The following is a 15,507-nucleotide window of genomic DNA, read 5'->3' on the forward strand; positions in this document are numbered from 1 at the left end:
TCCTAGTGAGGCATGGCGTTGTGAAGAATGGTGCAACCGTGGTGATCGAACAAGGTTATGAGATGAAGCGTCCCAGCGTGTTGCGCCTTGAAGTTCACGACAGCTCGGTGAAACTGGCAGGTCGTGGCGTAACTGTTATTGAGGGCAAGCTGCGGCTTCAATAAATCAGCTTACGAGAACTGCCGCCTCACCGATAAGAATCACATGGCAAGGTAAATGTTTGTCTGTGCTGGGTTGACTTCGTTTGGTATCTGATATATCTCTGTTTCATGCGCTGCCTCTGTTGCGAATCTGAATGTCGCTGTCTCTTCGCGAGCGCATCCCTTCATGTTTGTCGATGTCTCTAGGCGAGCATCCCCTTCCTAGCTTCAGCTCCATAAATACACGGTGATGTGTCGGCAGGCGCATCTTGCCCACGTTTTCCGAACCAAAAGAGCAGTGCGGAGATTCACGAATGCGCCGTAGACGTATCGTTGTATCCGGTTTGCTTGCGCTTTTCACTGTCGCAGCGGCAGCGCAGCATGTCACATCTCCAGAGGAAGCCTTTGGCTTCAAGCCTGGAACCGATCGTAAACTTGCCGATTGGACCCAATTGACGGCCTATTTCGACAAGGTTGCCCACGAGTCTGACCGTGTCCAATATCAGGACCTTGGCAAGACTACGGAAGGCCGGCCATTTGTTGCGTTGACCATCTCATCTCCGGAGAATCTTAAACACGCCGAGGAGTACAAGGATATTCTGCGTCGTCTCGCAGACTCACGTGTCACAACCCCAGAGCAGGCGGCAGAACTGACGAAAAGAGGAAAGGCTGTCCTCGTCGTTACTTGCAACATCCACTCCACCGAGATTGCCAGTTCTCAGAGCGCTGCCGAATTCGTCTATCGACTCGCCACTCAAAATACGCAAACCGTGGAGGAGATTCTCAACAACACTATCATCGTTCTTGTCCCGTCCTTGAATCCAGATGGACAGCAACTGGTGGTTGATTGGTACAAGAAATATCTCGGCACGCCGTATGAAGGTAGCTCGCCAGTGGTGGTGTACCACCACTACGTGGGACACGATGACAATCGCGACTGGTACGGCTTCACGCAGGTCGAGACACAGCTCACCGTAGACAAAGTGATCAATCCCTGGCATCCCCAGGTTTTGTATGACCTCCACCAAATGGGATCGCGAGGACCGCGTATTTATCTCCCGCCCTGGGTGGACCCGATCGACCCAAACATCGATCCGCTGCTGGTTAGCACCATGAATGCGCTTGGTACTCAGACCGCACTTGAGATTGCCGAGACTGGCAAACCGGGTGTGCTCGTGCATGGGGTCTACGATCTATGGTCGCCGGCAAGGCACTACATGGCGTATCACGGTACGGCGCGTGTACTGACGGAGTCGGCTAGCGCCAACATTGCCTCGCCGATCGAAATGCCCTTTGAGAAGCTGGACAAAGGAATCGGCTATGACGCCAAGGTGCAGGCTTGGAACTTTCCTGACCCATGGAAGGGAGGTACGTGGCATCTGGGAGACATCGTCGCGTATCAGATCGATGCGTTCTTCTCGATCGCGCACAATGTCGCAGCGAATCGTCAACGCTATCTGGCCAACTACTACCAGATTCTCAAACATTCCACCGATCAGAAATACGGTGGTCCGTACGCATACGTGATACCGGTGGAACAGGTTGATGCGGCTTCTACGGCACGTTTGCTAAGCATCCTTCGCCGCGGCGAGGTGGGAATCAAGAAGGCCTTATCGGATTTCGATGCTGATGGGAAGCACTTCAGCAAAGGGAGTTACGTTATTGCGCTCGGGCAGCCATATGGTGCCTTCGCGAAGACGCTTCTGGAGACCCAACAGTACCCTGCGATCCGGGAATATCCAGGAGGTCCGCTGCAGCGCCCGTACGATGTCACTGCTCAGACGCTTCCGCTGCTTCTAGGTGTCAAGGCAATTGAAGTGAAGAAGAAGTTCGATTTTGCCTGCGAACCTGTCGACACTATCAGCAAGCCGACGGGCAGCGTCGATCAGGGGAAGGCAAAGTTCGGATACATACTGGGGGACACATCCAACAGCTCGCTGTATGCGCTCTTTGCGCTGCTGAAGAATAATCTTCATGCCTACCGGTTGACGGGCAGCGCCTATGCCGCCGGCACAATCTATCGTCCATCACAACCGCATCTGCGAGAAGAGATCGATCGCGCTGCAGCGCAGTGGCCGGTTCATTTTCGGGCAGCAAATGATCCTGTTGCCGGATCCCGGCTAGAGGTCAGGCTTCCCAGGGTCGGGCTTTATCAGAGCTGGGTTGCGTCGATGGACGAAGGGTGGACTCGCTGGATCTTCGATCAGAACCAGATTCCATACAAAAGACTCGTCGACGACGATATTCGCAAAGGCGATCTCGCAAAGCAGTTTGACGTCATCATCCTTCCGGATAACTCGGCCAATGCAATTACGAAGGGAAGCGCGGGCCGCGGAGGCGAGGGAAATGAAGGAGGGCCGGAAGTCCCTCCCGAGTTCAAGAACGGGCTCGGTGAGAATGGATTGGCCGCTCTGCGCGAGTTTGCCAATACCGGTGGAACAATCGTCACCCTGAATCGGGCGTCGAATGTCTACGCAACCAAAGATGCTCCAGAGGTCAAGAATGTTCTGGACGGTGTGACCAATCGTGACTTCTACATTCCTGGATCCATTCTCGAAGTCAAAGTGGATACTTCACATCCTCTTGGCTTTGGTTCACCTTCCGCTGTTCCGATCTTCTTTGAACAGAGCCCCGCATTTGACGTTCATGGCAATGCGCGGTCCATCGCGAACTACACCAGTGATAACCCACTGCTGAGCGGGTGGATTCTAGGCGGAAAATATCTCGTCGGGAACTCGGCGCTTGCGGAAGAGCCGTTGGGGAAGGGCAGGATCATCCTCTTTGGCTTCCGCCCTCAGTATCGCGCCCAATCTGAGGTGACCTACAAGCTTTTCTTCAATGCTCTGCTCTACGCAGCGACGTCGCCGTCGAAGGACGAGAAAGGTGGAAACCAATGAGCGTTCTGACCGTTTTTACACCTTGCTATTGTTGTCGCTGATCTAGTTCCATCCCATCCCATCTCCCTTGATCTCGATTGAAGAGCGCCCTCGCCGGCGCCGTGAATGTGCGCGGCTACGTGTGGAGAGCTGCGTTCAAATTCGTTGTTTGGAGGTATCTATGCGTTTCCAGAAACGCGCTAAGGCTTCTCTGCTCGCAGGACTCATTGTTCTTTTCGCACTCAATGTGCCACTCATCTCTCAGACCTCGGCCAATGGAAGCGTCCACGGGCGGGTTGTTGATGGTTCCGGGGCGGCTATTGTTGGTGTGTCTCTACTCGCTCACAGTCCGAGCGTTGGCGGTTCCTTTCGAGCTGTGACCGATGCAGAAGGGAATTACAGGCTCACGCAACTCCCAACGGCTGATGACTACGTCGTAGAAGCCGAGAGTTCGGGCTTTGAAAAGTTTGTCCGTTCGGGACTCATCATTCGTGCGGGCCTCAATGTGACCGTCGATATAACTCTGAATATTGGTTCCCAGTCGCAATCGGTGGAAGTGTCGGGTGAAGCTCCTCTGATCGATACCCAGAACGCGGAACAGGCCGTCAACCTGAGCGGAGAACTTCTTCGCAATGTCCCCATCACCGGGCGTCATGACTGGTCCGATTCTTTGCAGCTTACTCCAGGGATTGTCAGCGCATCGGCGGATGCCCAAGGGGGGCAGACCTACTTCCTGCGCGGCTCGGAGAATGAGAACCACGCCACTCTGGTTGATGGCATGGACGTCGGGAGCTTCCAGCAGAACTGGCCGTCCAATGGGATCAGTATCAGCAACGAATCGTTGGGTGACATCCAGATCAAGACCGGCGCGAACGATGCTTCTTCTCCCGCGGCAATGGGCATGGTTATCAATATGTCGAGCCCCACGGGAAGTGATCGCTACCATGGCAGCTTCCTTTGGCTTCTAGGCCCGGAAGCTCTGAATGCAAACAATGCGAATGGAGGGACCAGCGCCGTGACCTCTACGCAGCAACCGGACTTCTCGTTGGGCGGGCCGATCAAGAGGCAGCGCGCGTGGTTCTTCGCATCTGGCCGATATATCAATCGTGACGACGGCATCAGCCAAACAGCAACCCAGCTTGGGTACCTGAACGGGATTCAGCCGGGTTTCAATGCCTTCGCAAATCACTCAAGCGGTTTTATCTTTCTTGGAAATGCCTCGGTCCAACTGAACGACCGTCACAGGCTAATGGCGTTGATTCAGTATGACAGCCGCAAGCAGGATGCGAACTACCAATGGTATGCCGCAAACATCGCGCACAATCAATACGGTGGCGGGGCCTACGGGCTTCGTCTCATCTCACAGTGGAGCCAAAACCTTACGACACGTTTTCTGATCTCTTTCAACAACAAAGGGAGCAACTCGAGCGCTGACGCCATCGGTGGTGTCGGTTCGAAACCAGAAATCGATCTGTATGCAAGCAATACTCTCTCCTCGGGCCGGCTTGTCGGGCAAGGCTCTTCGGTGGCCACACTGAACAACCTGTCATCGATCACGCTCAATCCGGCAAACAAGACTACGATTACCGGCGATGTGAACTACTACATCGGCAAGGGGTTCGGGTCGCACGAAATCCAGGCTGGTTTTTACCTTGAGCCTACAGAGCGGAGCAAGACGACAACCCTCTACGCAAACGCGGGTACCAATATTCAGCAGGACGCTGTTCTGAATAATCCGAACGACCCGTCCAAGGGATACACGATCTTCCATACGCAATCGGTCGATCGGGGGAGCCTTGTAAGCCGTTACATTACTGCAAATGATTATGCCTTCTATCTTCAAGACCGCTGGCGTCCGTTCAGCAGACTTTCAATCACCGTTGGCGTCCGTCCTGACTGGATCTCGGGAAGAGATGCGCTCTTCAAGGTAACAACCCAAAACTCCTGGAATGTAGCCCCACGCGTCGGCGGTGCCTTTGTGCTCACGAAGAACCAGAGAAATGTCATCCGGGCGAGCTGGAGCAAGATCACGGATATCACAAATGCCAGCTATCTCGGCGCAGCCGGCTCGAGTACGGTTACAACAACGGACACCTACTATCTTCCAAGCGGTCCGGCGACCTTCGTGACACCGGGCAGTACGGCGTTGAGTGCCGACAGGGTCTTCGATTCCGATCGTCATCAGGGGTTCGTTCGCGAGTGGCTGGTCGGCTACAGGACGCAGTTGCCCGGAGCCATCGTTGTCGATGCAAGCTATATCGACCGCGAATATCGTGACCGGCCTGCGCTCGTAGACAACAATCAGATCTATTCGTCGACCACCACGGGCGTCACTTGGAGCGGCCTGAATAATCCGGCGTTCAACAACTTCTATTTAGTAACGAACAACAAATGGAATTGGTTCGTTTATCAGGGATATGAAGTAACGGTGACGAAACAAACGAAGGCCGTGCAGCTCTTCAGTACCTATAGCTATTCACCGGATCATCTTGCCGGCGCTTTCCAGCCGAACGATCCGGCGGCGATCCTGGAGCCGACCAAGTTTGCAAATAATGCCGGGCTCGGTTCCGTGCGCGGAAATGTCACCAACGACTATACCGGCGATACCAGGAACCGGATGTGGCAACGCCAGCAGTGGAGAACTGGCGTGACATGGAGGGCTCCATGGAAGATCCGTTTCTCAAACACCGTGACTGCGCAATCCGGCACGGCTGGTGGCCCTGTGGTTGTCACCCAGGCTTACAACGGACAGTATGGTCCTGCGACCCGCACAATCAACGGCAGGACCGTATCGAATCCCCTCGCGGTGGCATATCGCTTCAAGTACGGAGATCGGGGCATCGGACAGATCTTTACCCCGTGGCTAGTCCAGTGGAACACGCTGATCGGGCGTGAGTTCCCAATCACTGACCGCCAAGGGTTTGAAATCGCCGCCAATATCTATAACGTCACGAATCGGGGAGCCGGGCAGCAGTTCGTCAATGGAACGAATGCAAGCTCCAGCACCTTTGGTTCGCTGCAGAATATCCAGACACCCCGCTCCGCACAGTTCACGCTTCGCTATCACTTTTAGGTGCTGACAGAGATGATGCAATTTCAGATGATCCGCAAGTTTCATCCCATATCCAGTCTGCAGGTACTTGTTCTTAGCTTCTCTATTGGAACGTGCCTTCAAGCCGGTGCAGAAAATCACCTTACGCTTCAGGATCTGCTGGCTGCCGAGCCAATCGGTGAGACAGCGTTGTCTCCGGATGGCCAGACAGTTGCACTTGTGCGCTCCGAACAGATCACGCTCCTTCCCGCAGCCGGCGGTTGGCCGGTGTTACTCACAAGCACGCAAGGAAGTAAATCGGGCCTGTCGTGGTCGCCAGATGGCAAGCAGATCGCATATGCAAGTCAGGGAAGTATCTGGGCAGTGCCTGTTACAGGTGGTGCCCCGAGGAGACTGACGAACGCACCGGCCGGGGGAGGCGATCCACGCCAAGCTGCGGACCGTGCCCCACGATGGAACCCGAAAGGACGCTGGGTTCTTTTCCAGAGTGGGAGGCGAGGAACGAACGGTCTTTACGTGGTGAGTGAAGACGGTACTGTCACCGTTGCCGTCACTCCATCAAAAGAAGAGACATCTGAGGGACGATGGTCCCCTGATGGAGAGAGGATTGTCTATGTAGCACGGGCGAAAACATTCTTCAGTGGAAGGCTTGAGGTGCTGCATTTCGAGCAACATTCAGGGCAAGCTACGGGAGAACCCGTAACGCTCTTTACCGCTCCAGTTGATCGCGGTGGTGGCTGGTCGATCGGAGGCGCAGAGTGGTCCCCGGATGGGAAGACTCTGGTAACGGCCCTCCAAAACTCTGGTTGGAGCCACGTCTACCTGCTGGCTGCAACGGGTGGAACTCCAAAACAGATCACTGATGGAAACTTCGAGGATGAGAATCCGGTGTTCTCTCCGGATGGGAAGGAGATCGCATTTCTTTCAAACAGAGAAGTGCCAGAGGCAAATGACATCTGGCTGATTCCTGCGAATGGAGGACAGGCGAAGAAAGCCGTTTCGTTCGAGACTCCCGGCATCGCCGCAGGGCTGCAATGGTCACCGGATAGTAAGCGTCTCTTCTTCAAACACCAGTCGCCGTTGGAGACTACCGATCTTCTGGTGCGGGATCTTAGAACCGCTGGAAAGCCTGTCCATCTGACACGCACAACTCCGGTCAACTACGCCGCTACCGCACAGATACCGGAACGCGTCACATGGAAGAGCCAAGATGGCCGGGAGATAGCCGGCTTGCTGTATCAGCCAAAGGACAAAGAGCGGGCCAACAAATCGGCCATCCTCTGGATCCATGGAGGACCAGAGGGGCAGGATGGATACCGTGCGGATGTTTGGGCTCAGTATCTAGCGGATGCCGGATATGTTGTCCTTGAACCGAACTACCGCGGCAGCAGCGGATACGGTGAGGCGTTCCGCAATCTCAATGTAGAAGATTCGAACGGCGGGGAAGTGGACGATGTTGCCACTGGCGCGCAATATCTGATTTCACGCGGGCTGGCAGACCCAACCGGTATCGGTATTGGCGGAGGAAGCCATGGCGGAACCATGGTCGCGTATGCGGTGACCCGTTACCCGGAGCTATTTGCTGCTGCAGCAGAACTCTACGGAGTCGTGGATCGCGAATTGTTCGTGTATCGGACCAACCCACCCTCGGCAATCCGCTGGATGATGAAGATGGGCGGTTCGCCTACTGAGAAGCCTGAGGTCTATCGCAAAGCCAACGTGCTTCTATCCGTCGAGAAGGTGCGAACACCATTGCTCGTCATGCATGGAGAAAACGATCCGCAGGTGCCTCCATCGGAATCCGCAGTCTTCGCCAAGGCTTTGCGTGAGCACCACAAGACCTACTTTTACTTCACCTACCCAAACGAACTGCACGGCTTTTCYCAGCCGGCTCATCGCCTGGATGCATGGCGRAARCAACTTGCTTTYTTYGAACACTATCTGAAYCCRAARTTCGGAACGACAACMACRTCGGTYKACGAGGTCGTGTTTCCYGGCGAAGGAGGACCTGCTCATATCCAGAAATGACTGCGGCGCCGTTCAGAAACGGCATCGCTCTTTCTGGCGCAGACCGAAGTGGGATTAGGAGGCGTCAGAGCGATCTGTCTTTGATATGTTAGACTTCACCTGTGACTCTGGTTATCCAAGCCTGTCGCTGTTGTTGTCCTTCGTCCTGCTTGTGACGTTGCGTCCGCTCGGCTTTATGCCGGTCTTATAGCGGCGAATTCCTCTCCATAATCCATAGTTTTCTTCGCATATGACCGGCGTGGATCCGTTGTTTGCGTGAGACGTTTCATGATGCTGCGGTACAGCTTTCCATGGGAGACATGATGGATCGGCGCACACTTCTACAGAACAGCCTGCTGCTTGCGGCATCATCGGCTGTGAAGAAGTCGCTGCTTGCGCAGAGTCGTCCGGTTCGTCCGAATGTGCTGCTCCTCATGTCAGACCAGCACAAGCGCAGTTGCATGGGAGCCTATGGCAATCCCGTCGCACATACGCCAAATCTCGATGCACTTGCCCGAAAGAGCGTGCGATTTACGGATGCCTACTGCGCCAATCCGGTGTGCACACCTTCACGTGCGTCTCTGATGACCGGGTTATACAGCCATAATCATGAGGCGCAGGACAATACCCGCTCTTATGCCCCAAAGCACAAAACTATGGCGCATCACTTCGGCGCGGCAGGCTACAGTACGGCTCTTATCGGAAAGATGCACTGGGTCGATGCGCAGACGCATGGCTTTGACTACCGCATTGAATTCAACGAGTGGTTCCAGTACCTCGGCCCGAAGACTGCTATCTATGCGGATGAGCTTGGCCGCCCCAACTCAGGATCGGGTCAGCCTGAGATCGATGATCTGTGGCGCGATTTCGGAGATCCGTGGAAAGATGTACGCCATAAGGACGAGCGGGAAGGCTCGGTTCACATAGGCCGCATCTCTCTGTTGGAAGAAAAAGATCACTTCGATTCATTTGTGGCGCGCGAGTCGATTCGCTTTCTCCGCCGGCATCGTCCCGAAGATGGCCCATTCTTTCTGGTGAGTTCATTTCTCAAACCGCACGATCCTTTTATGCCGTCAGAGCGCTTTGCGGAGATGTACAAGCCGGAAGACATGAAGCTGCCATCAAGCTGGAGGAAGGCCGATCTTGCTTCGCTTCCCGAGGAGGTCGTGAAGTCAATTCAATATAACGGTCCGACACCCGAGGTTCGCGATGAGGCGAAGGCCAAACAGCATATGGCCTATTACTATGCCAACCTTGCACAGATGGACGACTGTGTCGGACAGGTGCTGCAAGCCTTGCAGCAGACCGGCCACGACCGCGATACCATCATCGTCTATACCTCTGACCACGGCGAGATGCTGGGAGATCTGGGACTGTGGCAGAAGTTCGAGTTCTATGAGGGATCGTGCGGCGTGCCGCTGTTGATTCACGTTCCTGACGGTGTTCCCGGTGTCGTTGCGACGCCGCTCAGCCAGGTTTCGATCAGTGCAACGCTGGCAGAGTTATGCGGCGTGCATCAGTTGCAGCCAAACGACGGCAGAAGCTTTGCCGGACTGGTAAGAAATCCTGGCAAACCCGTCTCCCAGGGGCCCGTGTTCGCCGAGTACGCCTTAGGTACCCTGCGCGCAAAGTACATGGTGCGCGATGGCGACTGGAAGTACACCTTCTGGCAGCACGATCGCGAAGAGCTTTACAACCTGAAGTCTGATCCCGCCGAGCTTCGCAATGTAGCGGCGGACCCCCGATGTCGCAAAGAGGTCGAGCGCCTGAAGGCTACGCTGTTTGCCTGGCATCGTCCGGTAGACGCATAGCAAATTCCTTCAACGTCATGACGCACGTGGATGTGTATGACCACCGCTTTGGAGGTTCCCTTGCTCTCTCGTCTGTTTCGCCTTTCCCTCGTCTTTCTGCTGCTGCCATATCTTGCTCTGGCGCAGCAGACCTCAACCATTGTGGGTACCGTTTCGGACTCCTCCGGCGCGGCGATTCCGGATGCCGTCGTCTCTCTCGTCGACACTGCGACCGGTTTTCAGCGGACGGTCACGTCCAATGCCGAAGGGCAGTACACGGCGGCCTCTATCCCTGCGGGAAGCTATCGCATCTCGGTGGAGAAGCCGGGTTTCCAGCGGCTGGAGCGTAGCAACATCACGCTGGCGGCTGCCGCTACCGCCGACGTGGATCTGGCGTTGAGTGTGGGCAGCAACTCTGAGACGGTGACCGTATCAGAGTCGGCGTCGCTGTTGCAGTCGCAGAGCGGTGTGGTTTCATCTCTCGTGGATAGCAAACAGGTTGTCGCGCTTCCGCTGGCCACGCGAAACTTTACTGACCTCGTGCTCCTGACTCCCGGTGCACATACTGGCTCGGCTTCAAACCTGGCCGAAGGCGGCAGCGCCTATGCCATTCGCGGAGGCTCCAATTTCAGCGTCAACGGTTCCATCGCCGCCGCGAACTCCTATCTAATCGATGGGATTTACGACCGTAATCAGTGGCTCAATACGCTTGTGCTGGTGCCGATCGTTGACTCCATTCAGGAGTATCGCGTAATGACCAGCAACTTCAACGCTGAATTTGGTGAAGCAGCGGGTGCGATTACGACCGTCTCCACGAAATCGGGAAGCAACCGCTTCCACGGCAGTGTGTGGGAGTTTCTGCGCAACGACATCATGAACGCGAACAGTTACTTCGCGAAGCAGAACAATATCCGGCGCGCGCCGTATCGCCGCAATACCTTTGGCGCGACACTCGGCGGGCCGATTGTGCGCGAACGTACGTTCTTCTTCGCGGATTACCAGGGGATTCGCCAATCTGTACCTCAGACGTACACAACAACGCTTCCCACGTTGGCGCAGCGGGCGATGGTGCGGACGGGTAACTTCGCCGGTTTCGGCACGCAGCTTTACAATCCATACTCCACCACGACCGTGGGCGGAGCAACCACGCGCGCGGCATTCGCCGGAAACCAGGTTCCCACGTCGCTTCTTGATCCGGCTGCGGTGAAGTTTGTTGATCTTCTGCCAACACCGACGAATGGAAACGCGACCAACAACTACACCATCACTCCGGCACTGACCCAGAATACGAACCAGTTCGATGCGCGTATCGATCAGAACCTTGGAGCAGGGAACAGGCTCTTCTTCAAGTACTCCTTCGATCAGACGGAGCAGGTCTCACCGGGAACGGTGGCGACCGCAAGCTCTGGTGTTTCCACGGTAGGGCCGTATATCGGAACCGGCGGCAATGGAACGCGGACTCCGGTGCGTACTCAGTCGGGAACATTGGGATACTCGCATGTGCTTTCTCCGGCGACGTTGCTGGAAGCACATGCCGCCCTCGTGCGCTGGCGTGCTGAAGTCACTCCGCTGGGCCAGGGCTTTGCCGCGGCGACGGCGCTGGGCATTCCAGGCATCAACTACAACGCACTCGCAGGCGGTTTGCCGGGAATCACGATCTCGAACTTCTCCGCGCTTGGAGATACCTCGTCCTATCCGGAGAACAGCTACGTCACCACCTTCCAGTATGACGGCGATGCGATCCATACAGCGGGCAAGCATACCTTCAAGGCGGGTGTGCTCTTTCTGCGGCACCGCTTCAATGGTTTCTCGGCCTTTCCGGTACGTGGCACGTACGACTTCAACGGACAGTTCACCCGTCAGACCGGGTCAACCAGCGCCGCCTCTTCGCTGGCAGACTTTGCGCTAGGCGCCACGGACGCAGCCAACCGCAATATCCTGACCGGTGAGTTCGGTATGCGAACCTTCCAGCTTGCTCCCTATATCCAGGACACGTGGCGCGCTACGGACCGGTTGACGCTGGAATACGGTGCGCGTTACGAGATCAGTGCTCCGCCGTATGAAGTACATAATCACTGGGCAAACTTCGATGTGCCGACGGGAACATTGCGCGTCGCAGGCCTGAACGGAAATGGCCGGCGTCTGCGGAACTTCGACTGGAAGACCTTCGCGCCACGCGCCGGTCTGGCATACAGCCTCGACAGCCAGAAGAATACGGTCCTTCGTGCCGGCTTCGGTATTTCATTTGTCGATACGCTGGCCGGTGGCGCGCAGCTCTATAAGAATCTGCCTTACTATTTTGCGCAAACCATCACAACCGACAGCGCGGCTGCTCCATCTGCGAGGCTGAGCGACGGCTTCTCCACGCCTGTGCAGCCTGATCCGAATAACACAGCGGCTATCTCAACCGGCAGTCCGACCGCTTGGGATGTAAATACGCGGCAGACCGGCGTCTACCAATACAGCCTTGGCCTGCAGCGTCAGATTCGTCAGGATCTGATTGCGGAGGTGAGCTATGTGGGCACGCGCTCGCAGCATCTGCTCATCAACAGCCTCAACCTGAACCAGTCGCGCCCGGGAGCGGGTGCACAGAATATACGGCGGCCGTACTACACCATTAATCCCAACCTGGTGAATGTGGCTTATCGCACCGGTGCAGGCGATGCTTCCTACAACAGTCTTCAGGTCCACGTGGAGAAACGGACGACGAAGGGACTGAACTTCGGGGCGTCGTACACCTATGCGAAGTATCTGTCGGACGCGGGGAATCCAAACGGAGGCGGAAATGGGGATATTCAGGATCACCAGTGCATCCGCTGCAACTGGGGATCGACGCCGGACGACTTCCGCCATACCTTCGTCTTCAACCATGTTTATGAGCTTCCCTTCGGTCGCGGCCGTCAGTTCCTCTCGCATGGGCCGGTCTCCTATATCGTTGGTCCGTGGAATTTCAGCGGTGTATGGTCGCTGCACTCAGGCTCGCCGTTCACGGTCTTCTATGGCACTAATGTTGCGAACTCATCGGGCGGTGGAACCCAGCGCCCGAACCGTATTGGCTCTGGACGTCTGAGCAGTGGACGTACGGCGGCGAAGTACTTCGATACATCAGCCTTTGTGGCTCCGGCGCTCTACACCTTTGGCAACTCGGGTACGGGCATCCTGACAGGACCGGGTTACTTCAACGTCGACCTTACCTTGGAGCGGCGCTTCGCGATTACCGAGCGCGTCAGCGCCGACCTTCGTGGAGAGACCTTCAATACCTTCAATCGCGCGAACTTCAACAATCCGAATGCGACCATCGGCACTGCCACTGCCGGCGTGATCAGCGGAACGCAGTCGCCCCGTGTAATGCAGGTGGCGCTGAAAATCAGCTTCTAAGGAGAGCCCGCAATGACGGTCGATCAACAGCCTAGCCGCCGCCGCTTTCTGCAAACAGGAGCGGTGGCGGCTCTTGCGGCAAATGTATTTCCGCGTCAGAGCGCCGCTGCTGTGCCTTCGCCGGAAGGCAAGTACAACATCGTCTATCTGCACTCGCATGACTCCGGCAGATATCTCCGGCCATATGGCTATGACGTGCCCACCCCCAACCTGCAGCGCTTGGCGAAGCAGGGCGTGCTCTTCCGCAATATGCATGCCGCCGCACCGACATGTTCACCAAGCAGGGCGGCGCTGCTGACCGGGCAGCCATCGCACGCCTCGGGCATGTTGGGTTTGGCACATCTCGGATGGAGCCTGAACGACTACAAACAGCACATCTTGTATACGCTGCGGGAACACGGCTACATCTCAGCGTTGGCAGGCGTTCAGCATATCGCTGCCGATCCGTCGGTGATTGGTTACGATCAGATCCTGCCGCACGCCACAACCAGCGCGAAGGATGTGGCCCCTGTCGCAGCAAAGTTCATTCGCAGCAAGCCGGATAAGCCGTTCTTCCTCGATGTTGGCTTCTTCGAAACGCATCGCGAGTTTCCTGAGCCCATCGATAACCCCGACTATATTCAGCCGCCGGCGCCGTTACCCGATGTCCCGGAAACCCGCCGCGATATGGCAGGTTTTCATGCGAGCGCACGCATTATGGACAAAGGCGTAGGCGAGGTGCTGGACGCGCTCGAAAGCGCAGGGCTGGCGGAGAATACGCTGGTCATCAGCACGACAGATCACGGAATCGCCTTCCCGAACATGAAGTGCAGCCTGCGTGACACGGGCACCGGAGTCTCGCTCATCATGCGTGGCCCGGGCGTCTTCTCAAAGACGCAAGTGACCGATGCCCTGCTGTCGAACATCGATGTCTTTCCGACGCTTTGTGATTATCTCGGTATCCCGCATCCGGCATGGGTGACGGGTAAGTCGTTCCTTCCGGTAGTGCAGGGAACAAGCAAAGGCGTGAATGAGGCCGTCTTTGCCGAAGTGACATATCACGCTGCATATGAACCCAAGCGGGCTGTGCGTACCGCGCAGTGGAAGTACATCCGTCACTTCGACAAGCGGACGAATGTGGTCTTGCCGAACTGCGATGACGGCTACAGCAAGACCTTCTGGATGAACAACGGATGGAAGACGCTCCCCAGTGTTGCTCATGAGGAGCTGTACGATCTGACCTTCGATCCAAATGAACACAACAATCTCGCGACCAGTCGCGAGCAGCGGGCGCATGCCGCATTGCAGGATCTACGGGGCAGGCTCGATCACTGGATGAAAGAGACGAACGATCCCTTGCTGCGCGGTCCGGTCCCGCTGGTGCGGGGCGGCCATATCATGCCGCAGGATGCTGACTCACCAAAGGATCTGAGTCGTTACGTTCCGCGAAGTCTCAATTCGCGGCTAAGGTAAAAAACAAAGAAAGATTCAAAGGTCAGCTCAAAAGCTGCAAAGCGGCGTAACCGGGAGGGCAGCGAATCTGGCCCCCTCGTTCTCTTTGCAGATCAAGAGGAAGAGTCTCGGGAGCGCGTCTGGTTACACGTCTCAGGGCTTCAACGTGACTCACCAAAGCGCACGGGAATGGCGAAACTTGATCCGCCAAAATCACATACCATCGCATCGAATCAATGCGATATGAACTTCATTTAATTGATCCGGTGGATTCCCTGCGAATCCACATCTTATGTTCGCTGAAGTCCAAGGTTACGGTGAACCGACTTAAGATGCGTGCGCCAAGAATACCGCCCAATCGTTTCGTGGCGAGCATTCCGGCGGGTTGGATCGGTGAAGTGGCCGGGACATTGCGTAACGCCAATCGCGGACTCAAGTTGAGCTGCGCCAGCTGCAGAATGCGAACGCCTTGCCTCGGAGAAGATTCGCTCTCCACGATCTGTGGATTGCTCTCGAGGAACTGCTTGGCCAGTTCGATCGTGCTATCCGCCCCGCTATCGAGCACAAAGGGAGCGATTGCTAGTTTGGATCGCTCGGAGGCGTTACCTTTGGCCGGAGAGATCGCCAACATTGCCAGTGGAAGTTCATCTACGACTCCTAAGGCCAGCTCCGTTGCATCGCTAGCTAGGTCATCGTGCGAAGTGGTTAGGCTGAGTCGTCGGTGTTCTGGATCTAACGTGACACGAAAAAGCTCAAGCAGATCAGTCCCAATCACGATGTCGGTTGCGTGTTGCGACCACTGCTCTATTCCTGACAATTCGACAACCCCGCCC

General features: G+C 56.1%; 7 protein-coding genes. 6 read left to right on the plus strand and 1 reads right to left on the minus strand.

What is annotated here, in order from left to right; translation table 11 throughout:
* Positions 1-454 precede the first annotated feature (454 nt).
* From AB4043_RS00655 to AB4043_RS00680, 6 genes are all read left to right on the plus strand, one after another.
* Positions 455-3,037 (plus strand): M14 family metallopeptidase, encoded by a 2,583-nt coding sequence (locus AB4043_RS00655; RefSeq protein ID WP_442306326.1) that lies wholly within the window; start codon positions 455-457, stop codon positions 3,035-3,037.
* A 160-nt stretch (positions 3,038-3,197) separates the two neighbouring features.
* Positions 3,198-6,089, plus strand: coding sequence for a TonB-dependent receptor domain-containing protein (locus tag AB4043_RS00660; protein ID WP_442301826.1), 2,892 nt, complete (start codon positions 3,198-3,200; stop codon positions 6,087-6,089).
* A gap of 12 nt (positions 6,090-6,101) precedes the next feature.
* On the plus strand, positions 6,102-8,096 hold the full coding sequence (locus AB4043_RS00665) for a prolyl oligopeptidase family serine peptidase (RefSeq protein WP_442306327.1): 1,995 nt from the start codon (positions 6,102-6,104) through the stop codon (positions 8,094-8,096).
* A 251-nt stretch (positions 8,097-8,347) separates the two neighbouring features.
* A complete protein-coding gene (locus tag AB4043_RS00670) occupies positions 8,348-9,886 on the plus strand; it encodes a sulfatase family protein (protein ID WP_442301824.1) in 1,539 nt (512 codons plus the stop codon).
* Positions 9,887-9,922: 36 nt separating this feature from the next.
* Complete coding sequence (locus AB4043_RS00675; RefSeq protein ID WP_442301823.1) at positions 9,923-13,243, plus strand: carboxypeptidase regulatory-like domain-containing protein; 3,321 nt, start codon at positions 9,923-9,925, stop codon at positions 13,241-13,243.
* Positions 13,244-13,255: 12 nt separating this feature from the next.
* A complete protein-coding gene (locus AB4043_RS00680; protein WP_442301822.1) occupies positions 13,256-14,695 on the plus strand; it encodes a sulfatase family protein in 1,440 nt (479 codons plus the stop codon).
* Positions 14,696-14,924: 229 nt separating this feature from the next.
* Here the strand turns inward: AB4043_RS00680 and AB4043_RS00685 are convergent.
* A partial coding sequence (locus tag AB4043_RS00685; protein ID WP_442306328.1) for a hypothetical protein occupies positions 14,925-15,507 on the minus strand: 583 nt, incomplete at its 5' end.

This window comes from Terriglobus sp. YAF25 (assembly GCF_052113305.1).
Lineage (GTDB): Bacteria > Acidobacteriota > Terriglobia > Terriglobales > Acidobacteriaceae > Terriglobus.